Origin of the sequence: Streptomyces sp. NBC_00287 (assembly GCF_036173105.1) — a bacterium.
Taxonomy (GTDB): domain Bacteria; phylum Actinomycetota; class Actinomycetes; order Streptomycetales; family Streptomycetaceae; genus Streptomyces.
Window position 1 is genome coordinate 7124221 of record NZ_CP108053.1, and the last position, 22197, is coordinate 7146417.

At 68.8% G+C, this 22197-nt stretch carries 16 protein-coding genes; 11 read left to right on the forward strand and 5 right to left on the reverse strand.

Features of this window, described 5'->3' with window-relative positions; translation table 11 throughout:
* The first annotated feature begins 106 nt into the window (after nucleotides 1-106).
* The 10 genes from ngcE (at nucleotide 107) to OHT76_RS32455 (ending at nucleotide 13685) form a co-directional block, all read left to right on the forward strand.
* Nucleotides 107-1552, forward strand: a complete 1446-nt coding sequence (gene ngcE, locus OHT76_RS32410; protein WP_328874387.1) for an N-acetylglucosamine/diacetylchitobiose ABC transporter substrate-binding protein — start codon at nucleotides 107-109, stop codon at nucleotides 1550-1552.
* 74 nt (nucleotides 1553-1626) lie between these two features.
* Complete coding sequence (locus tag OHT76_RS32415) at nucleotides 1627-2556, forward strand: carbohydrate ABC transporter permease (protein WP_328874388.1); 930 nt, start codon at nucleotides 1627-1629, stop codon at nucleotides 2554-2556.
* A 19-nt stretch (nucleotides 2557-2575) separates the two neighbouring features.
* On the forward strand, nucleotides 2576-3499 hold the full coding sequence (locus OHT76_RS32420) for a carbohydrate ABC transporter permease (RefSeq protein WP_328874389.1): 924 nt from the start codon (nucleotides 2576-2578) through the stop codon (nucleotides 3497-3499).
* A 195-nt stretch (nucleotides 3500-3694) separates the two neighbouring features.
* A complete protein-coding gene (locus tag OHT76_RS32425) occupies nucleotides 3695-4894 on the forward strand; it encodes an ROK family transcriptional regulator (protein ID WP_328876678.1) in 1200 nt (399 codons plus the stop codon).
* Nucleotides 4895-5027: 133 nt separating this feature from the next.
* Nucleotides 5028-6128, forward strand: coding sequence for a substrate-binding domain-containing protein (locus OHT76_RS32430; protein WP_328876679.1), 1101 nt, complete (start codon nucleotides 5028-5030; stop codon nucleotides 6126-6128).
* A 188-nt stretch (nucleotides 6129-6316) separates the two neighbouring features.
* Nucleotides 6317-7108: an ATP-binding cassette domain-containing protein gene (locus OHT76_RS32435; protein WP_328874390.1), complete on the forward strand. Its 792-nt coding sequence runs from the start codon at nucleotides 6317-6319 to the stop codon at nucleotides 7106-7108.
* Nucleotides 7105-8400 (forward strand): sugar ABC transporter permease, encoded by a 1296-nt coding sequence (locus OHT76_RS32440; protein ID WP_328874391.1) that lies wholly within the window; start codon nucleotides 7105-7107, stop codon nucleotides 8398-8400. The genes OHT76_RS32435 and OHT76_RS32440 overlap by 4 nt, the downstream gene beginning before the upstream one ends.
* 192 nt (nucleotides 8401-8592) lie before the next feature.
* Nucleotides 8593-10521 carry a 1-deoxy-D-xylulose-5-phosphate synthase gene (gene dxs, locus OHT76_RS32445; RefSeq protein WP_328874392.1) on the forward strand — a complete coding sequence of 643 codons (1929 nt, stop codon included), beginning with the start codon at nucleotides 8593-8595 and terminating at the stop codon, nucleotides 10519-10521.
* A 139-nt stretch (nucleotides 10522-10660) separates the two neighbouring features.
* The gene (locus OHT76_RS32450) at nucleotides 10661-12184 is read left to right on the forward strand and encodes an amino acid permease (protein WP_328874393.1); all 1524 of its coding nucleotides are present in this window, start codon (nucleotides 10661-10663) and stop codon (nucleotides 12182-12184) included.
* A gap of 73 nt (nucleotides 12185-12257) precedes the next feature.
* Nucleotides 12258-13685, forward strand: coding sequence for a glycosyltransferase family 39 protein (locus tag OHT76_RS32455; protein ID WP_328874394.1), 1428 nt, complete (start codon nucleotides 12258-12260; stop codon nucleotides 13683-13685).
* Here OHT76_RS32455 and OHT76_RS32460 read toward each other — a convergent pair whose 3' ends face one another.
* A complete protein-coding gene (locus OHT76_RS32460; protein WP_328874395.1) occupies nucleotides 13686-14054 on the reverse strand; it encodes an NTP pyrophosphohydrolase in 369 nt (122 codons plus the stop codon).
* A gap of 51 nt (nucleotides 14055-14105) precedes the next feature.
* On the opposite strand from OHT76_RS32460, the gene OHT76_RS32465 reads away from it, so the two are divergent.
* Nucleotides 14106-15119, forward strand: coding sequence for a hypothetical protein (locus OHT76_RS32465; RefSeq protein WP_328874396.1), 1014 nt, complete (start codon nucleotides 14106-14108; stop codon nucleotides 15117-15119).
* Nucleotides 15120-15250: 131 nt separating this feature from the next.
* Here OHT76_RS32465 and OHT76_RS32470 read toward each other — a convergent pair whose 3' ends face one another.
* From OHT76_RS32470 to OHT76_RS32485, 4 genes are all read right to left on the reverse strand, one after another.
* The gene (locus tag OHT76_RS32470) at nucleotides 15251-17377 is read right to left on the reverse strand and encodes a 3-hydroxyacyl-CoA dehydrogenase NAD-binding domain-containing protein (RefSeq protein ID WP_328874397.1); all 2127 of its coding nucleotides are present in this window, start codon (nucleotides 17375-17377) and stop codon (nucleotides 15251-15253) included.
* A complete protein-coding gene (locus OHT76_RS32475; protein WP_328874398.1) occupies nucleotides 17374-18600 on the reverse strand; it encodes a thiolase family protein in 1227 nt (408 codons plus the stop codon). The genes OHT76_RS32470 and OHT76_RS32475 overlap by 4 nt, the downstream gene beginning before the upstream one ends.
* 123 nt (nucleotides 18601-18723) lie before the next feature.
* Nucleotides 18724-19755, reverse strand: a complete 1032-nt coding sequence (locus OHT76_RS32480; RefSeq protein WP_328874399.1) for a LacI family DNA-binding transcriptional regulator — start codon at nucleotides 19753-19755, stop codon at nucleotides 18724-18726.
* Nucleotides 19752-22130, reverse strand: coding sequence for a glycoside hydrolase family 2 protein (locus OHT76_RS32485; RefSeq protein ID WP_328874400.1), 2379 nt, complete (start codon nucleotides 22128-22130; stop codon nucleotides 19752-19754). Before OHT76_RS32485 ends, OHT76_RS32480 begins: the two co-directional genes overlap by 4 nt.
* Nucleotides 22131-22197 lie beyond the last annotated feature (67 nt).

Consider the following 22197-nt stretch of genomic DNA (forward strand, 5'->3'; position numbering starts at 1 on the left):
TGTCGGCGATTCACGGTACTTCCTGCACGACCCTGCTTGACCTGACCGCGGTGCCCGGGAGGATCCGGTACACCGCCTGAGTCCTGGAGAAGGCGAGGACTTGAGCATGGGATCCACTTCCGACCCGAACAGCACAAACGGGGGCACCAACCGCCGCGATCTGATCAAGCGGTCCGCCGCACTCGGTCTGATCTCCGTACCCACCATGAGCTTCCTGTCCGCCTGCGCGAGCGGCGGCGGAGGCGATGAGTCCGACAACGACACCGAGGGCAAGACGTCCGAGTCGAACCCGTTCGGCGTGAAGGACGGCAGCAAGCTCGATGTCGTCGTCTTCAAGGGCGGCTACGGCGACGACTACGCCAAGGCGTGGGAGGCGTCCTTCAAGAAGAAGTGGGGCGTCACCTCCACCCACACCGGCACCCAGGAGATCACCGGCAAGCTCCAGCCGCGCTTCAACGCCGGCAACCCGCCGGACATCGTGGACGATTCGGGCGCCCAGCAGATCCCGATCGACGTGCTCCACAAGAACGGCCAGCTCCTCGACCTCGCCGAGGTCCTGAACTCCCCGTCGATCGACGACCCGAGCAAGAAGGTCCGCGACACCCTGATCCCGGGCACGCTGGACGCGGGCATGCAGAGCGGCAAGGTCGTCGCGCTCAACTACATCTACACGGTGTGGGGCCTTTGGTACTCCGGCAAGCTCTTCGAGGAGAAGGGCTGGGAGGCGCCCCAGACCTGGGACGACTTCCTCGCCATCTGCAAGGACGCCAAGTCCCAGGGCATCGGGGGCCTCGCGCACCAGGGCAAGTACCCGTACTACATCAATGTCGCCATCATGGACCTGATCGCCAAGACCGGCGGTCTGGATGCCATGAAGGCGATCGACAACCTCGAACCCAACGCGTTCGTGGGTTCCGACGCCGCGACGGCTGCCATCGAGGCGGTCTACGAGGTCGTCGAAAAGGGCTACTTGATGCCCGGCACCAACGGCCTGACGCACACCGAGTCGCAGACCCGGTGGAACCAGTACAAGGCGGCCTTTATCACCAGCGGTTCCTGGCTGGAGAACGAGCAGCTGAAGCAGACGCCGGAGGACTTCGACATGAAGTTCCTGCCGATGCCGCTGCTGCCGGACAGCAAGCTGCCGTTCGAGGCGATCCGGGCCGGCTCCGGGGAGCCGTTCATCATCCCGGCCAAGGCGAAGAACCTGCCCGCGGCCAAGGAGTTCATGCGGATGATGCTGTCCAAGGAGTGGTCGACGCTGTTCGCGAAGGAGGCGAACTCGCTGACGATCCTTCAGGACGGAGTCGACTCCAGTGTCCAGCTGCGGCCCGGTACTCAGTCGACGGTGGAGGCTTCGAAGGCCGCCGGTGACAACACCTTCCGGTTCCTGTACACGGAGTGGTACAGCGAGATGGGCACGGCCATCGAGAACGCGTCCAATGAGCTGATGGCCAAGCGTATTCAGCCCAAGGAGTGGCTGAAGCGGGCGCAGGCGGCGGTGGACAAGCAGGCCAAGGACCCGGCTTCCAAGAACAACCGCCGGGACTGATCTCGCTCGACCGACCGCGTTCCGGGCCGGACATCACCGGCCCGGAACGGGACTTCAGGGGCAGGAAAACGCCTATGCGTAAAGGGCAGCACCGGTTCGTCGCGGGATTTCTGTTCGCTCCCGTGGCGCTCTATGTGATCTTTGTGATCTGGCCGTACATCCAGACGTTCGGCTATTCGCTGACCGACTGGAAAGGGCAGTCGCAGACGTTCAACTTCGTCGGCCTGGACAACTACACCGCGTTGTTCAAGGACGACATCTTCATGGGGGCGATCTGGCACAACATCCTGTTCCTGATCTTCATCCCGGCGATCACGATCCTGCTGGCGCTGTTCTTCGCGTTCATGCTGAACGCGGGCGGGCGCGGGCGGGCCGGCGGGGTCTCGGGGGTGGCGGGCTCCTGGTTCTACAAGGTCGTCTACTTCTTCCCGCAGGTCCTGTCGCTGGCGATCCTCGCGGTGCTGTTCGGAGCCGTGTACCGCAGTGACGGCGGCGGCATGCTCAACGGCGCCCTGATCAAGCTCGGCCTGGTCGACGAGAACAGCCCCGTCGAATGGCTCAACGAGCCCAACATCGTGCTGTGGGCGCTGATCGCGGTCGTCGTCTGGCACGGCGTCGGCTTCTACCTGGTGCTGTTCTCCGCCGCCATGCAGTCCATCCCCCGTGACATCTACGAGGCCGCGCTGATCGACGGCGCGGGCCGGGCCCACACCTTCTTCCGCATCACCCTGCCGCTGCTGTGGGACTCCGTGCAGACCGCCTGGGTCTACCTCGGTATCGCCGCGATGGACATGTTCATCCTGGTCACCACCATGACCTCCGGTGACTACGGCGGCGGCCCCGATCACCACAGCGAGGTCATGGCGACGGTGATGATGCGGAACTTCCTGCTGTACGGAAAGAGCGGCTACGCCTGTGCCATGGGCGTCATCATGCTGCTGCTCACCCTGATCGTGTCCGTGGTCACGCTGCGCGCCACCCGCCGCGAGCGCATCGAGTTCTGAGCGGGGAGAGACGACAACGATGAGCGCACCCATCAAGGAATCCGCGCCCCCCACCGGCCGGCCGCCGGTGCACAAGACCACGGCCCGCCCGGGCGACGAACGCAGCGAGGGCGTCGTACTGAACGTCTTCTCGCACGGCTTTCTCGCCCTGTGGGCGCTGCTGATCGTGCTGCCGCTGCTGTGGCTGGTGCTCAGCTCCTTCAAGTCCGACGTCCAGATCGGCTCCTCGGCCTTCGGCTGGCCCGAGAACTGGTCCCTGGACGTCTTCTCCCGGGCCTGGGACAAGGGCATCGGGGACTACTTCCTCAACACCGTGATCGTGCTGATCTTCTCGGTGCCGCTGACCATGCTGCTCGGCTCCATGGCGGCGTACGTACTGGCCCGCTACCAGTTCTGGGGCAACAGGTTCCTGTACTACTTCTTCGTCGCGGGCGCCATGTTCCCGGTGTTCCTGGCGCTGGTCCCGCTGTTCTTCATGGTCAAACGGCTGGACATGCTGAACACCTACCAGGGCCTGATCCTGGTGTACATCGCCTACTCGATGCCGTTCACGGTGTTCTTCATGCACGCCTTCTTCCGGACCCTGCCCTCGGCGGTGTTCGAGGCGGCGATCCTGGACGGCGCCTCGCACACCCGGACCTTCTTCCAGGTCATGATGCCGATGGCGAAGCCGGGACTGCTCAGCGTCGGCATCTTCAACACCCTCGGCCAGTGGAACCAGTTCATCCTGCCGACGGTGCTGATGCAGCCGCAGAGCGGGGACGATCCAGAGCGCTATGTCCTGACCCAGGGGCTCATCCAGCTCCAACAGCAGCAGGGGTACGCCTCCGACCTTCCGGTGCTCTTCGCGGGCGTGACCATCGCGATGATCCCCATGCTGGTCGTGTACCTGTCGTTCCAGCGTCAGGTGCAGGCGGGTCTTACCTCCGCGACCTTGAAGTAAGCCTCGAAGTAACCCTCGGCAGTCAGTCGTACGCACGCCGTTCCCGCCCCTGGGAGCGGCGTGTGTCGGTGTGTGCTGCGCCCCGGATACTGTTCAACCTCTTGACGGGAGGCAACCCGAACGGCTCAGCTTAGAGTTCACTAGTTGGACATAGACGGGGCCTCACTGAAGCGGTCCCGCGCGCAGGAGGTCGTCGTGGAGACTCCGGGGTCGCAGTCGTCGCTGCACCGAGCCAACCTGGAGCGGGTCGTCCGGGCCGTGCGGCTGGCGGGTTCGCTCACCCAGGCGGAGATCGCCAGGACGACGGGTCTGTCGGCGGCGACGGTATCCAATATCGTCCGGGAACTGAAGGACGGCGGAACCGTCGAGGTCACGCCCACTTCGGCGGGCGGCCGCCGGGCCCGCAGCGTCTCCTTGAGCGGGGACGCCGGCATTGTCATCGGCATCGACTTCGGGCACACCCATCTGCGGGTCGCGGTCGGCAATCTCGCCCATCAGGTGCTGGCGGAGGAGTCCGAGCCGCTGGATGTGGACGCCTCCTCGACGCAGGGCTTCGACCGGGCGGAAGAGCTGGTCAACCGCCTGATCGCGGCGACCGGAGTGGACCGCTCGAAGATCGCGGGCGTGGGTCTTGGCGTGCCCGGACCGATCGACGTGGAGTCCGGGACCCTGGGCTCGACCGCGATCCTGCCGGGCTGGACCGGCACCAAACCCGCCGAGGAGCTGCGCGGACGGCTCGGCGTGCCCGTCCATGTGGACAACGACGCCAACCTCGGAGCCCTCGGCGAGATGGTCTGGGGGAGTGGCCGTGGGGTGCGGGATCTGGCGTACATCAAGGTCGCGAGCGGTGTCGGTGCCGGGCTTGTCATCAGCGGCAAGATCTACCGAGGTCCCGGCGGCACAGCCGGAGAAATCGGACATATTACACTTGACGAGTCCGGCCCGGTCTGCCGTTGTGGAAACCGTGGCTGCCTGGAGACCTTCACAGCCGCGCGCTATGTGCTCCCGCTGCTCCAGCCCAGTCACGGCAACGATCTGACCATGGAGGGTGTCGTACGGCTGGCCAGGGACGGAGACCCGGGCTGCCGTCGGGTGATCGCCGACGTCGGCCGCCATATCGGCAGTGGAGTGGCCAATCTCTGCAATCTTCTGAACCCGAGCCGGGTGGTCCTCGGCGGTGATCTCGCGGAGGCCGGCGAGCTGGTTCTCGGACCCATCAGAGAGTCCGTGAGCCGGTACGCGATCCCCAGCGCAGCACGTCAACTCTCCGTTCTTCCAGGGGCCCTTGGAGGCCGCGCGGAAGTGCTCGGAGCGCTCGCTCTCGCACTCAGCGAGATGGGCGATTCGACACTTTTGGACGGCACCCTGCATGCAGCGGCACCCGCCTTCACTTAGAGAACGGATGGCACCGTTGCCAACCCGTTAAGGATTTACTTCTTGACGTCGCACGCGTGGCCGAGTTGACTTCCAGCCACCTCGGCCGCAACGACGCGGCCTCGTCAGGGAGGTTTCTGAAGTGAACACGCGTATGCGTCGTGCCGCTGTTGCCGTTGCCGCAGGTGCTATGGCCGTCTCGCTGGCCGCCTGTGGCAGCGCCGATGAAGCGGGCGACAACGGATCCACCACGTCGGGCGCCAAGAAGGGCGACGACATCAAGGTCGGCCTCCTCCTTCCGGAGAACCAGACCGCGCGTTACGAGAAGTTCGACCGCCCGCTCATCGAGAAGAAGGTCGGCGAGCTCACGAACGGCAAGGGCGAGGTCATCTACGCCAACGCCAAGCAGGACGCCAGCCAGCAGAGCCAGCAGGTCGACTCGATGATCACCAACAAGGTGGACGTGATCATCCTGGACGCGGTGGACTCCGCGGCCATCAAGTCCTCCGTGCAGAAGGCCAAGGACGCCGGCATCCCGGTCGTCGCCTACGACCGCCTGGCGCAGGGCCCGATCGACGCCTACACGTCCTTCGACAACGTGACGGTGGGCAAGACCCAGGGCGAGGCCCTCCTGGAGGCCCTTGGCGACAAGGCCAAGGACGGCCAGATCGTCATGATGAACGGCTCCTCCACCGACCCGAACGCCGCCCAGTTCAAGGAGGGCGCGCACTCCGTCCTCGACGGCAAGGTGAACATCGGCAAGGAGTACGACACCAAGGAGTGGAAGCCGGAGAACGCCAACGCCAACATGGAGGGCGCGATCTCCTCCATCGGCAAGGACAAGGTCATCGGCGTCTACTCCGCCAATGACGGCATGGCCGGCGGCATCATCACCGCCCTCAAGGCCGCCGGCATCGACGACGTCCCGGTGACCGGCCAGGACGCCGAGCTCGCGGGTGTGCAGCGCATCGTCACGGGTGAGCAGTACATGAGCGTCTACAAGCCGTACGCCCCCGAGGCCGACGCCGCCGCCGAGATGGCCGTCGCGCTCGCCCAGGGCAAGTCGCTCGACTCCGTCGCCCAGGACAAGGTCGACAGCCCCACCAACAAGGGCATCCCGTCCGTCCTGGTCGACGTCACCTCGCTGACCCAGGACAACATCCAGGACACCGTCATCAAGGACGGCGTCTACACGGTCGCGGAGATCTGCACCGCCAAGTACAAGGCGGCCTGCGAGAAGATCGGCCTCGAGTAAGTAGCCGCAAGTCCCTTTCCATGTAAGGGAATTCGTCCTTGAATTCCCTTACGGGACTTGAGCTCCAGGCTTCCTCCGGCGCCTCGCGCACTCGACAGCCCCGCAAGCTCGGCGCGGGGCGCCGGACGGAACTCCGAAACCCCCTACTTTTTCTGCACAACCTCCCGCCGGGTCAGGCGGCGAAGGAGATGGTTCACGTGTCCGCTACGCCCGTGCTGGCGTTGCGCGGGGTCTCCAAGCGATTCGGTGCCGTTCAGGCGCTCACCGACGTAGAGCTTGAGGTCCACGCCGGTGAGGTGGTCGCCCTGGTCGGCGACAACGGCGCCGGAAAGTCCACGCTGGTCAAGACGATCGCCGGCGTGCATCCCATCGATGACGGTGTCATCGAGTGGGAGGGCAAGTCCGTAACGATCAACAGGCCGCACGACGCCCAGAACCTGGGCATCGCGACGGTCTACCAGGACCTCGCGCTGTGCGACAACATCGATGTCGTCGGCAACCTCTACCTGGGCCGGGAAGTCCGCAAGCGCGGCATCCTGGACGAGGTCGAGATGGAGCGCCGCTCCCGCGAGCTGCTGGACACGCTGTCGATCCGCATCCCCAGCGTCCGTATCCCGATCGCCTCGCTCTCCGGCGGTCAGCGTCAGACGGTCGCCATCGCCCGCTCCATGCTGGGCGAGCCCAAGCTGGTCATCCTCGACGAGCCCACCGCCGCCCTCGGCGTCGAGCAGACCGCCCAGGTCCTCGACCTCGTGGAGCGACTGCGCGAGCGCGGGCACGCCGTCATCCTCATCAGCCACAACATGGCGGATGTGAAGGCGGTGGCCGACAAGGTCGCCGTCCTGCGCCTCGGGCGCAACAACGGCGTCTTCGAGGTCAAGTCGACCTCGCAGGAAGAGATCATCTCCGCCATCACCGGCGCCACGGACAACGCCGTGACCCGTCGTGCGGCGCGCTCCAATGGGGAGATCAAGAAGTGAGCAGCATCGACAAGACTTCCACGCCGCCCGAAGACCACGCGGTGGAGAACCCCGAAGCGGCGGCCGCGGCCGTCACCGTCGTCGACCCCCGGCTGCTCGTGCGCGAGCAGGGCCTCGCGGGCTACGTCTCCGAGTTCAAGCGCAAGATGAAGGCCGGTGACCTGGGCTCCATCCCGGTCGTCATCGGTCTGGCCATCATCTGGATCATCTTCCAGAGCCTGAACTCCAACTTCCTCACCGCCGGCAACCTCTCCGACATCTCCGTCGCCATGGTCGGCACGGGCATGATCGCCGTCGGCATCGTGTTCGTCCTGCTGCTGGGCGAGATCGACCTGTCGGTCGGCTCGGTCTCCGGTGTCGCGGGCGCCAGCTTCGCGGTGCTGAACGTCACCAACGGCATGAACGAGTGGCTCGCCTTTGTGCTCGCCATCCTCACCGGCACGGCCGCCGGCGCCATCCACGGCTTCTTCTTCGCGAAGATCGGCGTCCCTGCCTTCGCCGTGACCCTGGCCGGTCTGCTGTTCTGGAACGGCTTCATGCTCAAGATCCTGGGCGACAGCGGCACCATCAACCTGGACAGCGAAGGCCTCGTGGGCAAGCTGACCAGCTATTACTTCTCCGATGTGGCCGCCGCCTACGGTCTCGCCATCGCCGCGACCGCGCTGTACTTCCTCAGCTCCTTCTACGACAACCGCCGCCGCGAGGCCGCGGGCGTGCCGTCCCGGCCGCTGAGCGACACCATCCTGCGCACCGTGCTGCTGGCGGTCGTCTCCTTCGCCGCGGCCATGGTCTTCAACTCGCACAGGGGCCTGCCGCTGGCCGTGGTGCTCTTCATCGCGGTCCTGCTGCTCACGGACTTCGTCCTGCGCCGCACCTCCTACGGCCGCAAGGTGTTCGCGCTCGGCGGCAGCGTCGAGGCGTCCCGCCGTGCCGGTATCAACGTGGAGATGGTCCGGATCTCGGTCTTCGCGATCTCCGGCACCTTCGCCGCCATCGGCGGTCTGTTCATCGCGTCCAAGATCGCCTCGGCGAACCAGGGCGCCGGCGCCGGTGACCTGCTGATGAACGCCATCGCGGCGGCCGTCATCGGTGGCACCTCGCTGTTCGGTGGCCGGGGCCGCACCTGGAACGCCCTGCTCGGTGTCCTCGTGATCGTCTCGATCCAGTACGGCCTGGCCCTGGAGGGCATCGCCTCCCCGGTCCAGTACATGATCACCGGTGGCGTGCTGCTGGCGACCGTCGTCATCGACGCGGTCACCCGCAAGACGCAGAAGACCGCCGGTCGCGCCTAGCGCGTCAGGTAGACCTGTTGCCCGGTACCAATGGGGGTACCGGGCAACAGTCATGTCGTAGGAACGCCTGATCGTGGGTACAGCCGATCGCGTGACGTACGACGCACCGCCCGGGCGCAGTCCGCAAAGACGGAACATTAGACTCGACAAGCCCGGCAACAGCTCGAACAGCTCTACTGCAAGGAGGCACGGGTGCCGCTGCTGACCCGCATCAGGGGACCGCGCGATCTGGACCGGCTCAGCCTGGAGCAGCTGGACCAGCTGGCAGAGGAGATCCGGACCTTCCTCGTCGACGCCGTCTCCAAGACCGGCGGCCACCTCGGCCCCAATCTCGGTGTGGTGGAGCTGACCATCGCCCTGCACCGGGTCTTCGAGTCGCCCAAGGACAAGGTGCTGTGGGACACGGGCCACCAGTCCTACGTCCACAAGCTGCTCACCGGCCGGCAGGACTTCTCCAAGCTGAAGATGAAGGGCGGCCTGTCCGGCTACCCCTCGCAGGCCGAGTCCGAGCACGACGTCATCGAGAACAGCCACGCCTCGACGGTCCTCGGCTGGGCCGACGGCCTCGCCAAGGCCAACCAGATCCGCAAACGCGACGACCATGTCGTCGCCGTGATCGGTGACGGCGCCCTCACCGGCGGTATGGCCTGGGAGGCGCTGAACAACATCGCCGACGCCAAGGACCGCCCCCTGGTCATCGTCGTCAACGACAACGAGCGCTCCTACGCGCCGACCATCGGCGGCCTCGCCAACCACCTGGCGACCCTGCGCACCACCGACGGCTACGAGCGCTTCCTGGCCCGCGGCAAGGACCTCCTGGGGCGCACCCCCGTCGTCGGCAAGCCGCTCTACGAGACCCTGCACGGCGCCAAGAAGGGCCTGAAGGACTTCATCGCCCCCCAGGGCATGTTCGAGGACCTCGGCCTGAAGTACGTCGGCCCCATCGACGGCCACGACATCGAGGCCCTGGAGTCGGCCCTCGCCCGCGCCAAGCGCTTCGGCGGCCCCGTCATCGTGCACTGCCTCACCGAGAAGGGTCGCGGCTACCAGCCCGCCCTCCAGGACGAGGCCGACCGCTTCCACGCCGTAGGCAAGATCCACCCCGACACGGGCCTGCCGATCGCCTCCTCCGGCGCCGACTGGACCTCCGTCTTCGGCGCCGAGATGGTCGCGCTCGGCAAGGAGCGCGAGGACATCGTCGCCATCACCGCCGCCATGCTCCAGCCGGTCGGCCTCGACAAGTTCGCCAAGGCCTTCCCCGACCGCGTCTACGACGTCGGCATCGCCGAGCAGCACGGCGCCGTCTCCGCGGCAGGCCTCGCCACCGGCGGAGTGCACCCCGTCTTCGCCGTCTACGCCACCTTCCTCAACCGCGCCTTCGACCAGGTCCTGATGGACGTGGCCCTGCACAAGTGCGGGGTGACCTTCGTCCTGGACCGCGCCGGGGTCACCGGCACCGACGGCGCCTCCCACAACGGCATGTGGGACATGTCGATCCTCCAGGTCGTCCCCGGCCTCAGGCTCGCCGCCCCGCGCGACGCCGACCAGGTCCGCGCCCAGCTCCGTGAGGCCGTCGAGGTCAAGGACGCGCCGACCGTGGTCCGCTTCTCCAAGGGCGCCGTCGGCCCCGCCGTACCCGCCGTGGGCCGCGTCGGCGGCATGGACGTGCTGCGCGAGCCCGGCACCGACCGGCCCGACGTGCTGCTCGTCTCCGTGGGCGCCCTCGCCCCCATGTGCCTGGAGATCGCCGCCCTCCTCGACCGGCAGGGCATCTCCACCACCGTCGTCGACCCGCGCTGGGTCAAGCCCGTCGACGAGGCCATGGCCCCCCTTGCGGAGCGGCACCGCGTGGTCGTCACCGTCGAGGACAACTCCCGCGTCGGCGGCGTCGGCTCCGCCGTCGCCCAGGCGCTGCGCGACGCCGGTGTCGATGTCCCGCTGCGCGACTTCGGCATCCCGCCGCGCTTCCTCGACCACGCCTCGCGCGCCGAGGTGATGGCCGAGATCGGCCTGACCGCCCCCGACATCGCCCGCCAGGTCACCGGCCTCGTGTCCAAGCTGGACGGACGCTACGACCGCAATCCGGCCGAGGTCGACTCGGTGGAGCCCGCCCGCGACTGACGTACCGCCGAATGGGCCGGTCCCACCCTCCTAAACGGTGGTGGAACCGGCCCATCCGTGTGACATCGCCGGTGTCCGGGCATACGCACCACGCCCCCTCTCGATCATGTCGAGGACGACAAGCGTGGGAGGTACGCCCGTGAGCAACACCCTCTTCCGGACGAAGAAGGTCGAGCAGTCCATCCTCGATACCGAGGAGCCCGAGCACGCGCTCAAGAAGTCCTTGTCCGCGCTCGATCTGACGGTCTTCGGCGTCGGTGTCATCATCGGCACCGGAATCTTCGTCCTGACCGGCACCGTCGCCAAGAACAACGCCGGGCCGGCCGTCGCGCTGGCCTTCGTCGCCGCCGGCGTCGCCTGCGCGCTCGCCGCGCTCTGCTACGCCGAGTTCGCCTCCACGGTCCCGGTTGCCGGGTCCGCCTACACCTTCTCGTACGCCTCCCTCGGAGAGCTGCCCGCCTGGATCATCGGCTGGGACCTGGTCCTGGAGTTCGCGCTCGGTACGGCGGTGGTGGCCGTCGGCTGGTCCGGCTATGTCCAGTCGCTCATGGACAACGCGGGCTGGGAGATGCCCGTGGCCCTGGGCAGCCGGGAGGGCGCCGGCGAGTTCGGCTTCGACATCCTCGCCGCCGCGCTCGTCCTCGTCCTCACCTTCATCCTCGTGCTCGGCATGAAGCTGTCCGCGCGCATCACGTCCCTCGTCGTCGCCATCAAGGTGACCGTCGTCCTGACCGTGATCATCGCGGGCGCGTTCCTCATCGACGGCGACAACTACGACCCCTTCATCCCGAAGCAGCAGGCAGTGGAGGCCGGAGAGAGTCTCCAGGCCCCACTGATCCAGCTGATGTTCGGCTGGGCGCCCTCCAACTTCGGCGTGATGGGCATCTTCACGGCCGCCTCGGTCGTGTTCTTCGCCTTCATCGGCTTCGACGTCGTGGCCACGGCAGCCGAGGAGACCAAGAACCCGCAGCGCGACATGCCGCGCGGCATCATCGGTTCCCTCCTCATCTGCACCACGCTGTACGTCGCCGTGTCGATCGTCGTCACCGGTATGCAGCACTACAGCCGACTGTCCGTGGACGCCCCGCTCGCCGACGCGTTCAAGGACACGGGACACCCCTGGTTCGCGGGCTTCATCAGCTTCGGCGCGGCGGTCGGCCTGACGACGGTCTGCATGATCCTGCTCCTCGGCCAGACCCGGGTGTTCTTCGCGATGAGCCGCGACGGACTGCTGCCCCGCTTCTTCTCCCATGTCCACCCGAGGTTCAGGACCCCGCACCGGCCGACCATCCTGCTCGGCGTGATCATCGCGATCCTCGCCGGCTTCACCCCGCTGACCGAACTCGCGGCCCTGGTGAACATCGGCACCCTGTTCGCCTTCGTGGTCGTCGCGATCGGCGTGATCATCCTCCGTCGGACCCGCCCCGACCTGCACCGGGCCTTCCGCACCCCATGGGTGCCGTTCATCCCGATCCTGTCGGTCCTCGCCTCCCTCTGGCTGATGATCAACCTGCCCGCCGAGACCTGGGTCCGGTTCGGCATCTGGATGGCCGCCGGCTTCTTCGTGTACTTCCTCTACGGCCGCGGCCACAGCCGTCTCGGACGCCACGAGGAGACCACGGTCGGCCAGATCATGAAGCCGCCGCGGGGTGACGAAGAGTAACTGACGCACCGAACGCTCCGGCCCCGTATGTCCCGCTAAGTCAGGGACTGCGGGGCCGGATAGCGTTAATTCCATGTACGCCGAGCCCCTCGCCCCGCAACGCTCCGTCACCGCACCGCGAGTCGGCCACGGCTACTGGCGCCGCCTGCTGCCCCTGCTGACGGTCCTGGCGTGCCTCACCCGCGTCCCGTCCTTCGCCCAGCCCCTCTGGAACCCCGACGAGGGCTATCTGGCCGTACAGGCGCGCATGCTGGCCCACGGCGGGGAGCTGTACGAGACGGTCGTGGACCGCAAGCCCCCGCTCGTTCCGTGGCTGTACCAGGGGGCGTTCGCGCTGGCGGGCTCGGATTCGCTGGTGTCGGTGCGGCTGCTGGCCGTACTGGCCCAGCTGCTGACCGCGGCCCTCCTCGCCGCACTGGCCCGCCGCCGCTGGGGAGATTCGGCGGGCCGCACCGCCGGAGTCCTGTATCTGCTGATCTCCGTCGGCCTGAACCCCGAGGACGCGCAGGCGGCCGGCTTCGAGGTGTTCATGCTGCCGTGCACGGCGGCCGCCCTGTGGTGCGCGGACCGCGGGCGCTGGGTCGCGGCGGGTACGGCGGTCGGCTGCGCGTTCCTCGCCAAGCAGACCGGCGGGGCGGTCCTGTTGCCTGTGCTGTGGCTGTGCGGGGCGTCCTGGGGCGGGCTGCTGCGGCTCGGGGCCGGGGCGGCGGCGCCGGTACTGACGGCGGCGGTGCTGACCGACCCGGAGGGCTTCCTGTTCTGGACGGTCACGGGATCGGGCGCGTACGCGTCCTTCACGGGTTCCGAACTCCACGTCCTGGCAAGGGCCCTGACGAACACGGCGATCCTGACGGTGGCCTGCGCGGGCCTGCTCCCGCCGGTGGTGCGGGCGCGTACGGGCTCGGCGGACCTGTGGCTGTGGCTGGCGTCGTCGGCGGGCGCGGTCGTCCTGGGCTTCCACTTCTTCGGCCACTACTACCTGCAACTGACGCCGCCGCTGGCCCTGTTGGCGACGGCGGCGCTGCGGACCCTGCCCCGGGCCCGCCGCACGCGCGCGGTCGTGACCTCGGCCTGCTGCTGCACCCTGTTCCTGACCTGGGGCCTGCTGGCTCCCCGCCCGGAACTGACCCACGCCCAGCGCCTGGCGGACGCGATCGCCCACCGCACCGCACCGGGCGACCGGATCCTGCTGTGGGGCATACACCCGGAGACGTACTGGCTGGCGCACCGCGCTCCGGCCACCCGCTATCTGACGGCGGGTCTCCTGACGAACTACAGCGGCGGCAGGGACGGCCCAGGGGTGGGCGAGAAGCATGCCATGGAGGGCGCCTGGACCACACTCCACCGGGAAATGACCGCCCACCCACCCCAGTTGATCGTCGACGACTCCCGGGGCAAGCCGTATGCCCCGGACCGGATCAGGCCCCTACGGCGGCTGCTGGAGGGGTACGAGGAGGTCGCGGTGGTGGACGGAGCCGTACTGCACGCCCGAGCGCGCTAGTCACGGCCGTACCGTCCGAGGCCCCGCCACCTCCGCGCCCAGCTCCGTGACCCGCCTGCGCAGTTCCCGGTCCGCCGTCACCACCAGGCACGGACGCTCCGCCGCCCGCCCGGCGACCAGGCCCACCATGTGGTCGTCGCCGCTTCCCGGCGCGGACTCCACCCGCACCCCCGCCACCGACGAGACCCCCCGAGCCGCCCCCTCCACCACGAGCACGATCTCCACCGGCTCCGCCCGGCCCGGCACCCCGTCCGCCGCCAGCCGGTCCCTGAGCCGCTCGGCCGCCCCCTTCCGATCCCGCCACCAGCCGTCCGGGACCGACCCGACGACGTTCGCGGCATCGACGATCACAAGCAACTCGGGCTCCATGGACCCAGGGTCGCACGCGGTGCCCGGGACGCCCCCGTTTAGAGTGATCCGGTGAACGGCGACTGGCTCATACGCGGTCGAGATGGCCGCCTCAGCGTCTACTGGCACACCCAGGACGCCGTCCTGTGCCGTGCGGAGCAGGTCCCCGGCGGATCCTGGGACGCACCGCGCCGAGTGGGCGGTGACCAGAAGGTGCAGACGGGCTTCGCCCTGGGCCGGGGCGCGGACGGGTACGCCCATCTCGTCGCCTGGCGGCCCACCCGTTCGGGCGAATCGGGCCTGGTTCATTCCACGCACTTCCGTCCGCTCCTCGCCGCCCTGGACTGGCTCCCCATCGGCCACCCCAACAAGCAGGGCGAGCGCACCGGCACCCCGGCGGTCGCCGTCGACACGGAGGGCCGCGCCTACCTCTTCGTACGCAATCGCGGCAAGGGCGTCCACACCATCAACCAGAAGGAACGCGGCGGCTGGAACGCCTGGCACGATCTGAAGGGCTCCAAGGTGGGCGAGGAACTCGTCGCCCTCACCGCCGAGTCGGGCCTGGTCGAGGTGTACGCCACCAACCCCACCGGCGTCCTGCGCTGGCTCCAGCAGGAACCCGGCGGCCGCCCGATCGCGGCCGACCCCTTGGCCGTACCGATCGCGCCCGGGACCCTCAGCGCCCTGCCGACCTCGAAGGAACACACGACCCTCTTCTTCGCGGACCCCGAGGGCACGCTCCACGCCTGGCGGCCGGACGGTGACCCGATGCCCCTGCTCGCCGCCGCGGGCCCGGGTCCGGTGTCCGCCGTCCGCTGCGTCCTGGACGGCCACGACTGCACCCTGCTCGCCCAGCGCTCGTCCTCCGGCCGGGTGGCGTTCGCCGCGTATCCGACGGAGCAGGAGTCGGCGGGCCTGTGGTGGACGGAGTCGGGACCGACCCTCCCGGCGAGTACGCGGGTCGCGGTGGCGGAGGACGCGGAGGGGCGCGTGGTGGCGGCGACCCTGACGCCGGACGGTGTCCTGCGCCTGGCCCGGCAAAAGGACGAGCCTGGCCTGGCGTTGGCGGCGTGGCGGACGATTTAGCCCGTCCGGCGTTTGAGGACCAGGCCGTTCAGGCCGATACGGGGGTCTGGGGGCGCAGCCCCCAGGAGCGAGAACGCCGGTGCCTCGCACACCAACTGGCATGCGAGGCACCGGCGTTCACAGCGGAGCGCCTACGCGGGCACGGAAGCCACGCCCGGCGCCAGGAACTTCTTGCCGTTCACGCGCTCCGAGACACCCTCGCGGTCCAGGTACGGCGTGATGCCGCCCAGGTGGAAGGGCCAGCCGGCGCCCGTGATCAGGCACAGGTCGATGTCCTGGGCCTCGGCGACGACGCCCTCGTCGAGCATGAGCCCGATCTCCTGGGCGACGGCGTCCAGGACGCGCTCGCGGACCTGCTCCTCGGTCAGGACGACATCGCCCTGCTTCAGCAGCGCGGCGACCTCCGGGTCCAGCTCCGGCTTGCCGGAGTCGTACACGTAGAAGCCGCGCTTGCCCGCCTTGACGACGGCCGCGAGGTTCGGGGAGACCGTGAAGCGGTCCGGGAAGGCCCGGTTGAGGGTCTCCGAGACGTGCAGACCGATCGCCGGACCGACCAGCTCGAGCAGGACCAGCGGGGACATCGGCAGGCCCAGGGGCTCCACCGCCTTCTCCGCGACCTCGACCGAGGTGCCCTCGTCGATGACGTTCTGGATCTCGCCCATGAAGCGGGTGAGGATGCGGTTCACGACGAACGCCGGGGCGTCCTTCACCAGAACCGCGGTCTTCTTCAGCTTCTTGGCGACGGCGAAGGCCGTGGCCAGCGAGGCGTCGTCGGTCTGCTCACCGCGGACGATCTCCAGCAGCGGCAGGATCGCGACCGGGTTGAAGAAGTGGAAGCCCACGACCCGCTCGGGGTTCTTCAGCTTCGACGCCATCTCCGAGACGGAGAGGGAGGAGGTGTTCGTCGCCAGGATCGCGTGCGCCGGGGCGACCGCCTCGACCTCCGCGAACACCTGCTGCTTGACGCCGATCTCCTCGAAGACGGCCTCGATGATGAAGTCGGCGTCGGAGAAGCCCTCGGCCTTGTCCAGCACACCGGTGACCAGGGCCTTGAGACGGTTGGCCTTGTCCTGGTTGATACGGCCCTTGCCGAGCAGCTTCTCGATCTCGGCGTGGACGTAGCCCACACCCTTGTCGACGCGCTCCTGGTCGATGTCGGTCAGCACGACCGGCACCTCGAGGCGGCGCAGGAAGAGCAGCGCGAGCTGGGAGGCCATCAGACCGGCGCCGACGACACCGACCTTGGTGACCGGGCGGGCCAGGTTCTTGTCCGGGGCACCGGCCGGACGCTTGCCGCGCTTCTGCACCAGGTTGAAGGCGTAGATGCCGGCGCGCAGTTCGCCACCCATGATCAGGTCGGCGAGGGCCTTGTCCTCGGCGTCGTAACCCTGCTGCAGGTCGCCGTTCTTGGCGGCGGCGATGATGTCCAGGGCACGGTAGGCGGCCGGAGCGGCACCGTGCACCTTGGAGTCCGCGATGAAGCGGCCCTTGGCGACGGCCTGGTCCCAGGCCTCACCGCGGTCGATGACCGGGCGCTCGACCTCGACGTCGCCCTTCAGCACCTGGGCGGTCCAGATCAGCGACTGCTCCAGGAAGTCGGCGCCCTCGAAGATGGCGTCGGCGATGCCCAGGTCGAAGACCTGCTGGCCCTTGAGCTGCTTGTTCTGGTTGAGGCTGTTCTCGATGATCACCGAGACGGCCTTGTCGGCGCCGATCAGGTTCGGCAGGATCGTGCAGCCGCCCCAGCCGGGGACCAGACCGAGGAAGACCTCGGGGAGCGAGAAGGCCGGGAGGGCCTTGGAGACGGTCCGGTACTTGCAGTGCAGACCGACCTCGACGCCGCCGCCCATGGCCGCGCCGTTGTAGTACGCGAAGGTCGGCACCGCGAGGCCCGCGAGGCGCTTGAAGACCTCGTGGCCGCCCTTGCCGATGGCGAGCGCGTCGTCGTGGTTCTTCAGCAGCTCGACGCCCTTGAGGTCGGCGCCGACCGCGAAGATGAACGGCTTGCCGGTGACTCCGACGCCGACGATGTCGCCGTCCGCGGCCTCCTTCTCGACCTGGTCGATGGCGGCGTTGAGGTTCGCCAGCGACTGCGGTCCGAAGGTGGTCGGCTTGGTGTGGTCGAAGCCGTTGTCCAGCGTGATGAGCGCGAAGCGCCCGGCGCCGTACGGCAGGTCGAGGTGGCGTACGTGCGCCGACGTCACGACCTCGTCGGGGAACAGCTCGGCCGCGCCCTTCAGGAGTTCAGCGGTGCTCACTTGTTGCCTCCGGCGTCCTTGTGGTGCGGGTTCTCCCAGATCACCGTGGCGCCCATGCCGAAGCCGACGCACATGGTGGTGAGGCCGTAACGGACCTCCGGCTGCTCCTCGAACTGGCGGGCCAGCTGCGTCATCAGACGGACGCCGGAGGAGGCGAGCGGGTGACCGTAGGCGATGGCGCCGCCGTACTGGTTGACGCGCGCGTCGTCGTCCGCGATGCCGTAGTGCTCCAGGAAGGCGAGCACCTGGACCGCGAAGGCCTCGTTGATCTCGAAGAGGTTGATGTCCTCGATCGACAGGCCCGCCTTGGCGAGAGCCTTCTCGGTCGCCGGGATCGGGCCGTAGCCCATGACCTCCGGCTCGACGCCCGCGAAGGCGTAGGAGACCAGGCGCATCTTCACCGGGAGGTTGTTCTCCCGGGCGAAGTCCTCGGACGCGATGATCGACGCGGTGGCGCCGTCGTTCAGACCGGCCGCGTTACCGGCGGTGACCCGGCCGTGGACGCGGAACGGGGTCTTGAGGCCGGAGAGGTTCTCCAGCGTCGTACCCGGGCGCATCGGCTCGTCGGCGGTGACCAGGCCCCAGCCCGTCTCACCGGCCTCCGGGTTGGTGCGGCGCACCGAGACCGGCACCAGGTCGGCCTGGATCTTGCCGTTGGCGTACGCCTTCGCGGCCTTCTCCTGCGAGCGCACGGCGTACTCGTCGGCGCGCTGCTTGGTGATGGTCGGGTAGCGGTCGTGCAGGTTCTCGGCGGTCATGCCCATGAACAGGGCGGACTCGTCGACCAGCTTCTCGCTGACGAACCGCGGGTTCGGGTCGACGCCCTCGCCCATCGGGTGGCGGCCCATGTGCTCGACACCACCGGCGATGACGGCGTCGTAGGCACCGAAGGCGATCGAACCGGCGACGGACGTCACGGCGGTCAGCGCGCCGGCGCACATCCGGTCGATCGAGTAGCCGGGCACCGACTGCGGCAGACCCGCGAGGATGCCGGCCGTGCGGCCGAGGGTGAGGCCCTGGTCACCGATCTGCGTGGTCGCGGCGATGGCGACCTCGTCGATCTGCTTGGGGTCGAGACCGGGGTTGCGGCGCAGCAGCTCCCGGATCGCCTTCACGACAAGGTCGTCGGCACGGGTCTCGTGGTAGATGCCCTTCGGGCCCGCCTTGCCGAACGGGGTGCGGACGCCGTCGACGAAGACGACGTCCCTGACGGTACGAGGCACGATGGCTCTCCTCCAGGGTGCGGGACTGCACTGCTGCGGCACGCATGCACTGAGCGCGCGCTTACGACCATGCTACTTATGAGTAACGTAGCTGCACAGTCCCGCAGGACCAAGCGGTGAAGGTCACACCCCGGGGGGTGCCGTCGAACCGCGTGGGGTGAGGACCGGGGTCGGTACGGGATGGGAGCCGGGCCCGTCCCCCGTGATCACCCCGAACAGGGTCCGAGCCACCTCCGCCCCGAACCCGTGCACGTCATGACTCATCGCGGACAGCGTCGGATGCGTGAGCCGGCACAGCTGAGAGTCGTCCCAGGCCAGCAGGGACACGTCGGCCGGGACCCGGAGCCCCATCTCCGCCGCCACCGACAGTCCCGCCACGGCCATGATGTCGTTGTCGTACACGATCGCCGTCGGCCGGTCCGGCGCCGCCGCCGCCGTCAGCAGGGACCTGGTCGCCCGCGCACCCGCGTCCCCGGAGAAATCCGTCGCCACCTGCCACGCCCCGGCCAGCGCCAGCGTCCGCGACGCCTCGTCGAAGGCCGCCGTACGGATCGCCGTGTGCCCCAGCGCCGCCGCACCCCCCACCCGGGCGATCCTCCGATGCCCGAGCGCCGCCAGATACCGCACGGCCTCCGTCACGGCCGTGGCGTCGTCGGTCCACACCGACGTCAGCCCGCCGGTCAGCGACGGATGTCCTACGGCGACCACCGGCATCCCCAGCCGCTCCACGGCCGCCACCCGGGGATCGTCCGCCCGGAAGTCGACGAGGATCGAGCCGCCGATCTGCCGCCCTCGCCACCACGTCTCCTGGATCCCGACCTCCTCCTCCACATTCCGCACCAGCCGCAGCAGCAGCGAGCAGGACTGCTCGGTCAGCACGCTCTCCACGCCCGAGACGAACTCCATGTAGAAGGGTTCGAGCCCGAGCTGCTTGGCGGGCCGGCAGATCGCGAGGCCCACGACATCGACCCGCGCCCCCGCCAGCGACCGCGCGGTGAGGCTGGGCGCCCAGCCCAGCTCGCGGGCGGCCCGGAAGATCCGGTCCCGGGTCGCCTCGGAGAGTCCCGGCTTGTGGTTGAAGGCGAGGGACACGGCACCCTTGGACACCCCGGCACGTGCGGCGACGTCCTTGATGGTGACGCGATCAGTGGTCATCGGGATGGCTCCACGCAGTACAGGGCCGAACGGGCGGTCTCCGGATCCGGAGTCTCCCAGCCCCGCACCCCGATGGTCACCTCTTCGCCGGGCAGCAGCGTGACCAGCCCCCGATCCGCCCGGGCCCCGGGGTCCAGCCGATCGGCCTGCAGCAGCAGATCCCGTACGAGGGTCAGGGCCGTCACGCGTACTCCGTCCGGCACGATCTGGACCTCGAACTCCGGCCGGGGATAAGGGATTTCCCGGTCAGGGGCGGGGAAGTGCAGCGCCCGCAGCCCGTCGGCGTCGGCGACCAGGAACTCCTTGGGACCGGCCGGCTCCAGATCCCGGTCCACGCCGACGAGCGCCACGGTCCGCCCCTCGGCCGTGAACCGAGAGCGACCCTCGCCGATGACGACCCCCTCGACGGACATCCGGCGCAACCGCACCGCCCCCGCCCACACCTCGGCCCCCTGATTGACGGCGGCCAACACCAGCCCCCGCTCCTGCACTTGAAGCGTCAGTAGCCGGTCCGCGTACAGCCGCCGCAGCTCGTGATAGAGCGGCTTCTCCCGCCCGTCCCCGTCGATCGCGGCCCAAGAGGTCACCGGCCAGCAGTCGTTGAGCTGCCACAGGACCGTGCCCGCGCATACCGGCCAGTGCGAGCGCCAGTGCTCGATCCCGGTGGCGACCGCACGGGCCTGATTGACCTGGGTGAGGTAGTGCCAGCGGTCGAAGTCCCCCTGGGGGAAGGCGAAATGCCGCTCAAGACCGCGCCGCAGCTTGCCATTGCCGTCGTCCGCCTTCTGGTGGTGCAGCATGCCGGGGGAGTCGGCCGCGAGCTCCTCACCCGGCAGTGCCCGCCGCAGCGTCGCGTACGCGGGCGGCGCCTGCCAGCCGAACTCGGCCATGAACCGCGGCACATCGGCCCGGTACTCCGCGTAGTCCTCCCGGTTCCACACCTCCCACGAGTGATGCGTCCCGTGCGCCGGATCGTTCGGATGCCGCTCCCAGCTCCCCGACCAGGGACTGCCCGCCGCATAGGGCCGCGTCGGATCCAACTCGGCCACCACACGCGGGAGTAGGCCCAGGTAATACCCCTCGCCCCAGGACTCACCGGCCAGTCGCCGCTCCCACCCCCAGTCCCTGAAGCCCCACAGGTTCTCGTTGTTGCCGTTCCACAGCACCAGCGAGGGGTGCGGCATCAGCCGTACGACGTTCTCGCGGGCCTCGGCCTCGACCTCCCCGCGCAGCGGCTGCTCCTCGGGGTAGGCGGCGCAGGCGAAGGGGAAGTCCTGCCAGACCAGCAGCCCCAACTCGTCGCAGGCGTCGTAGAAGTCCTCGCTCTCATAGATCCCGCCGCCCCAGACCCGCACCAGGTCCACGCCCGCGTCCGCCGCCTGCCCGAGGCGCTCCCGGTACCGGGCACGCGTCACCCGGGACGGGAAGACATCGTCCGGGATCCAGTTGACCCCCCGCGCGAAGAGCCGTTCGCCATTGACGACGAAGGTGAAGCCGGTGCCGTGTTCGTCCGCCGACCGGTCCAGCTCCACGCTCCGGAAGCCGATCCGCCGACGCCACACATCCAGCGGCTCGTCCCCGTGCAGCAGCCTCAACTCGACGTCGTACAGCGGCTGTTCACCGTAGCCGCGCGGCCACCACAGCCGCGGCGACGGCACCTCAAGACGTACGACCCCCTGCGTGCCGTCGATCGAGGCGCGCGCCCGCACTCCGCCGACCGTCGCTTCGATGGTCAGCGGCGCCTCGACCCGGGTCCGCTCGACATCGACGGCCAACTCCACACGCCCCACGCCCTGTTCGACGGTCACCAGCGGACGTACCCGGGCGATCCTGGCCGTCGACCAGTGCTCCAGACGCACCGGCCGCCAGATCCCCGCCGTGACCAGGGTCGGCCCCCAGTCCCAGCCGAAGGAGCAGGCCATCTTGCGCACGTACTGGAAGGGTTCGGCGTAGGCGGCGGGCCGCTCACCCAGCTTCCCGCGCACGGCCTCGGCCTCGGCGTACGCGGAGGCGAACCGTACGGACAGCCGCCCGCTCAGGCCGGTCACGTCGAACCGGTGGGAGCGGTGCATGTTGCGGGTGCGGCCCAACAGCCGCCCGTCCAGCCGGATTTCCGCGACCGTGTCGAGGCCGTCGAAGACGAGGTCGGTCTGCTCGTGTCCCGAGGCCGCGTGCAGGTCCCGCTCGTAGGTCCAGTCCCGCCGGCCCACCCAGGCGACCTCGGTCTCGTTCCGTCCGAGAAAGGGGTCCGGGATCACTCCGGCCGCCAGCAGATCGGTGTGCACGCACCCCGGCACCGCGGCCGGAACCTCCGCCGCAGTGCTTCCCGGGGTCCGCAGGATCCATCCCTCGCCCAGCGGTGTGGCCTCCAGCATACGCACTCCCTAAACCGGTCAACCCCAGTGCGGGGCAAGTTTTTGGCGTCGTTGGCGGGATAGGGAC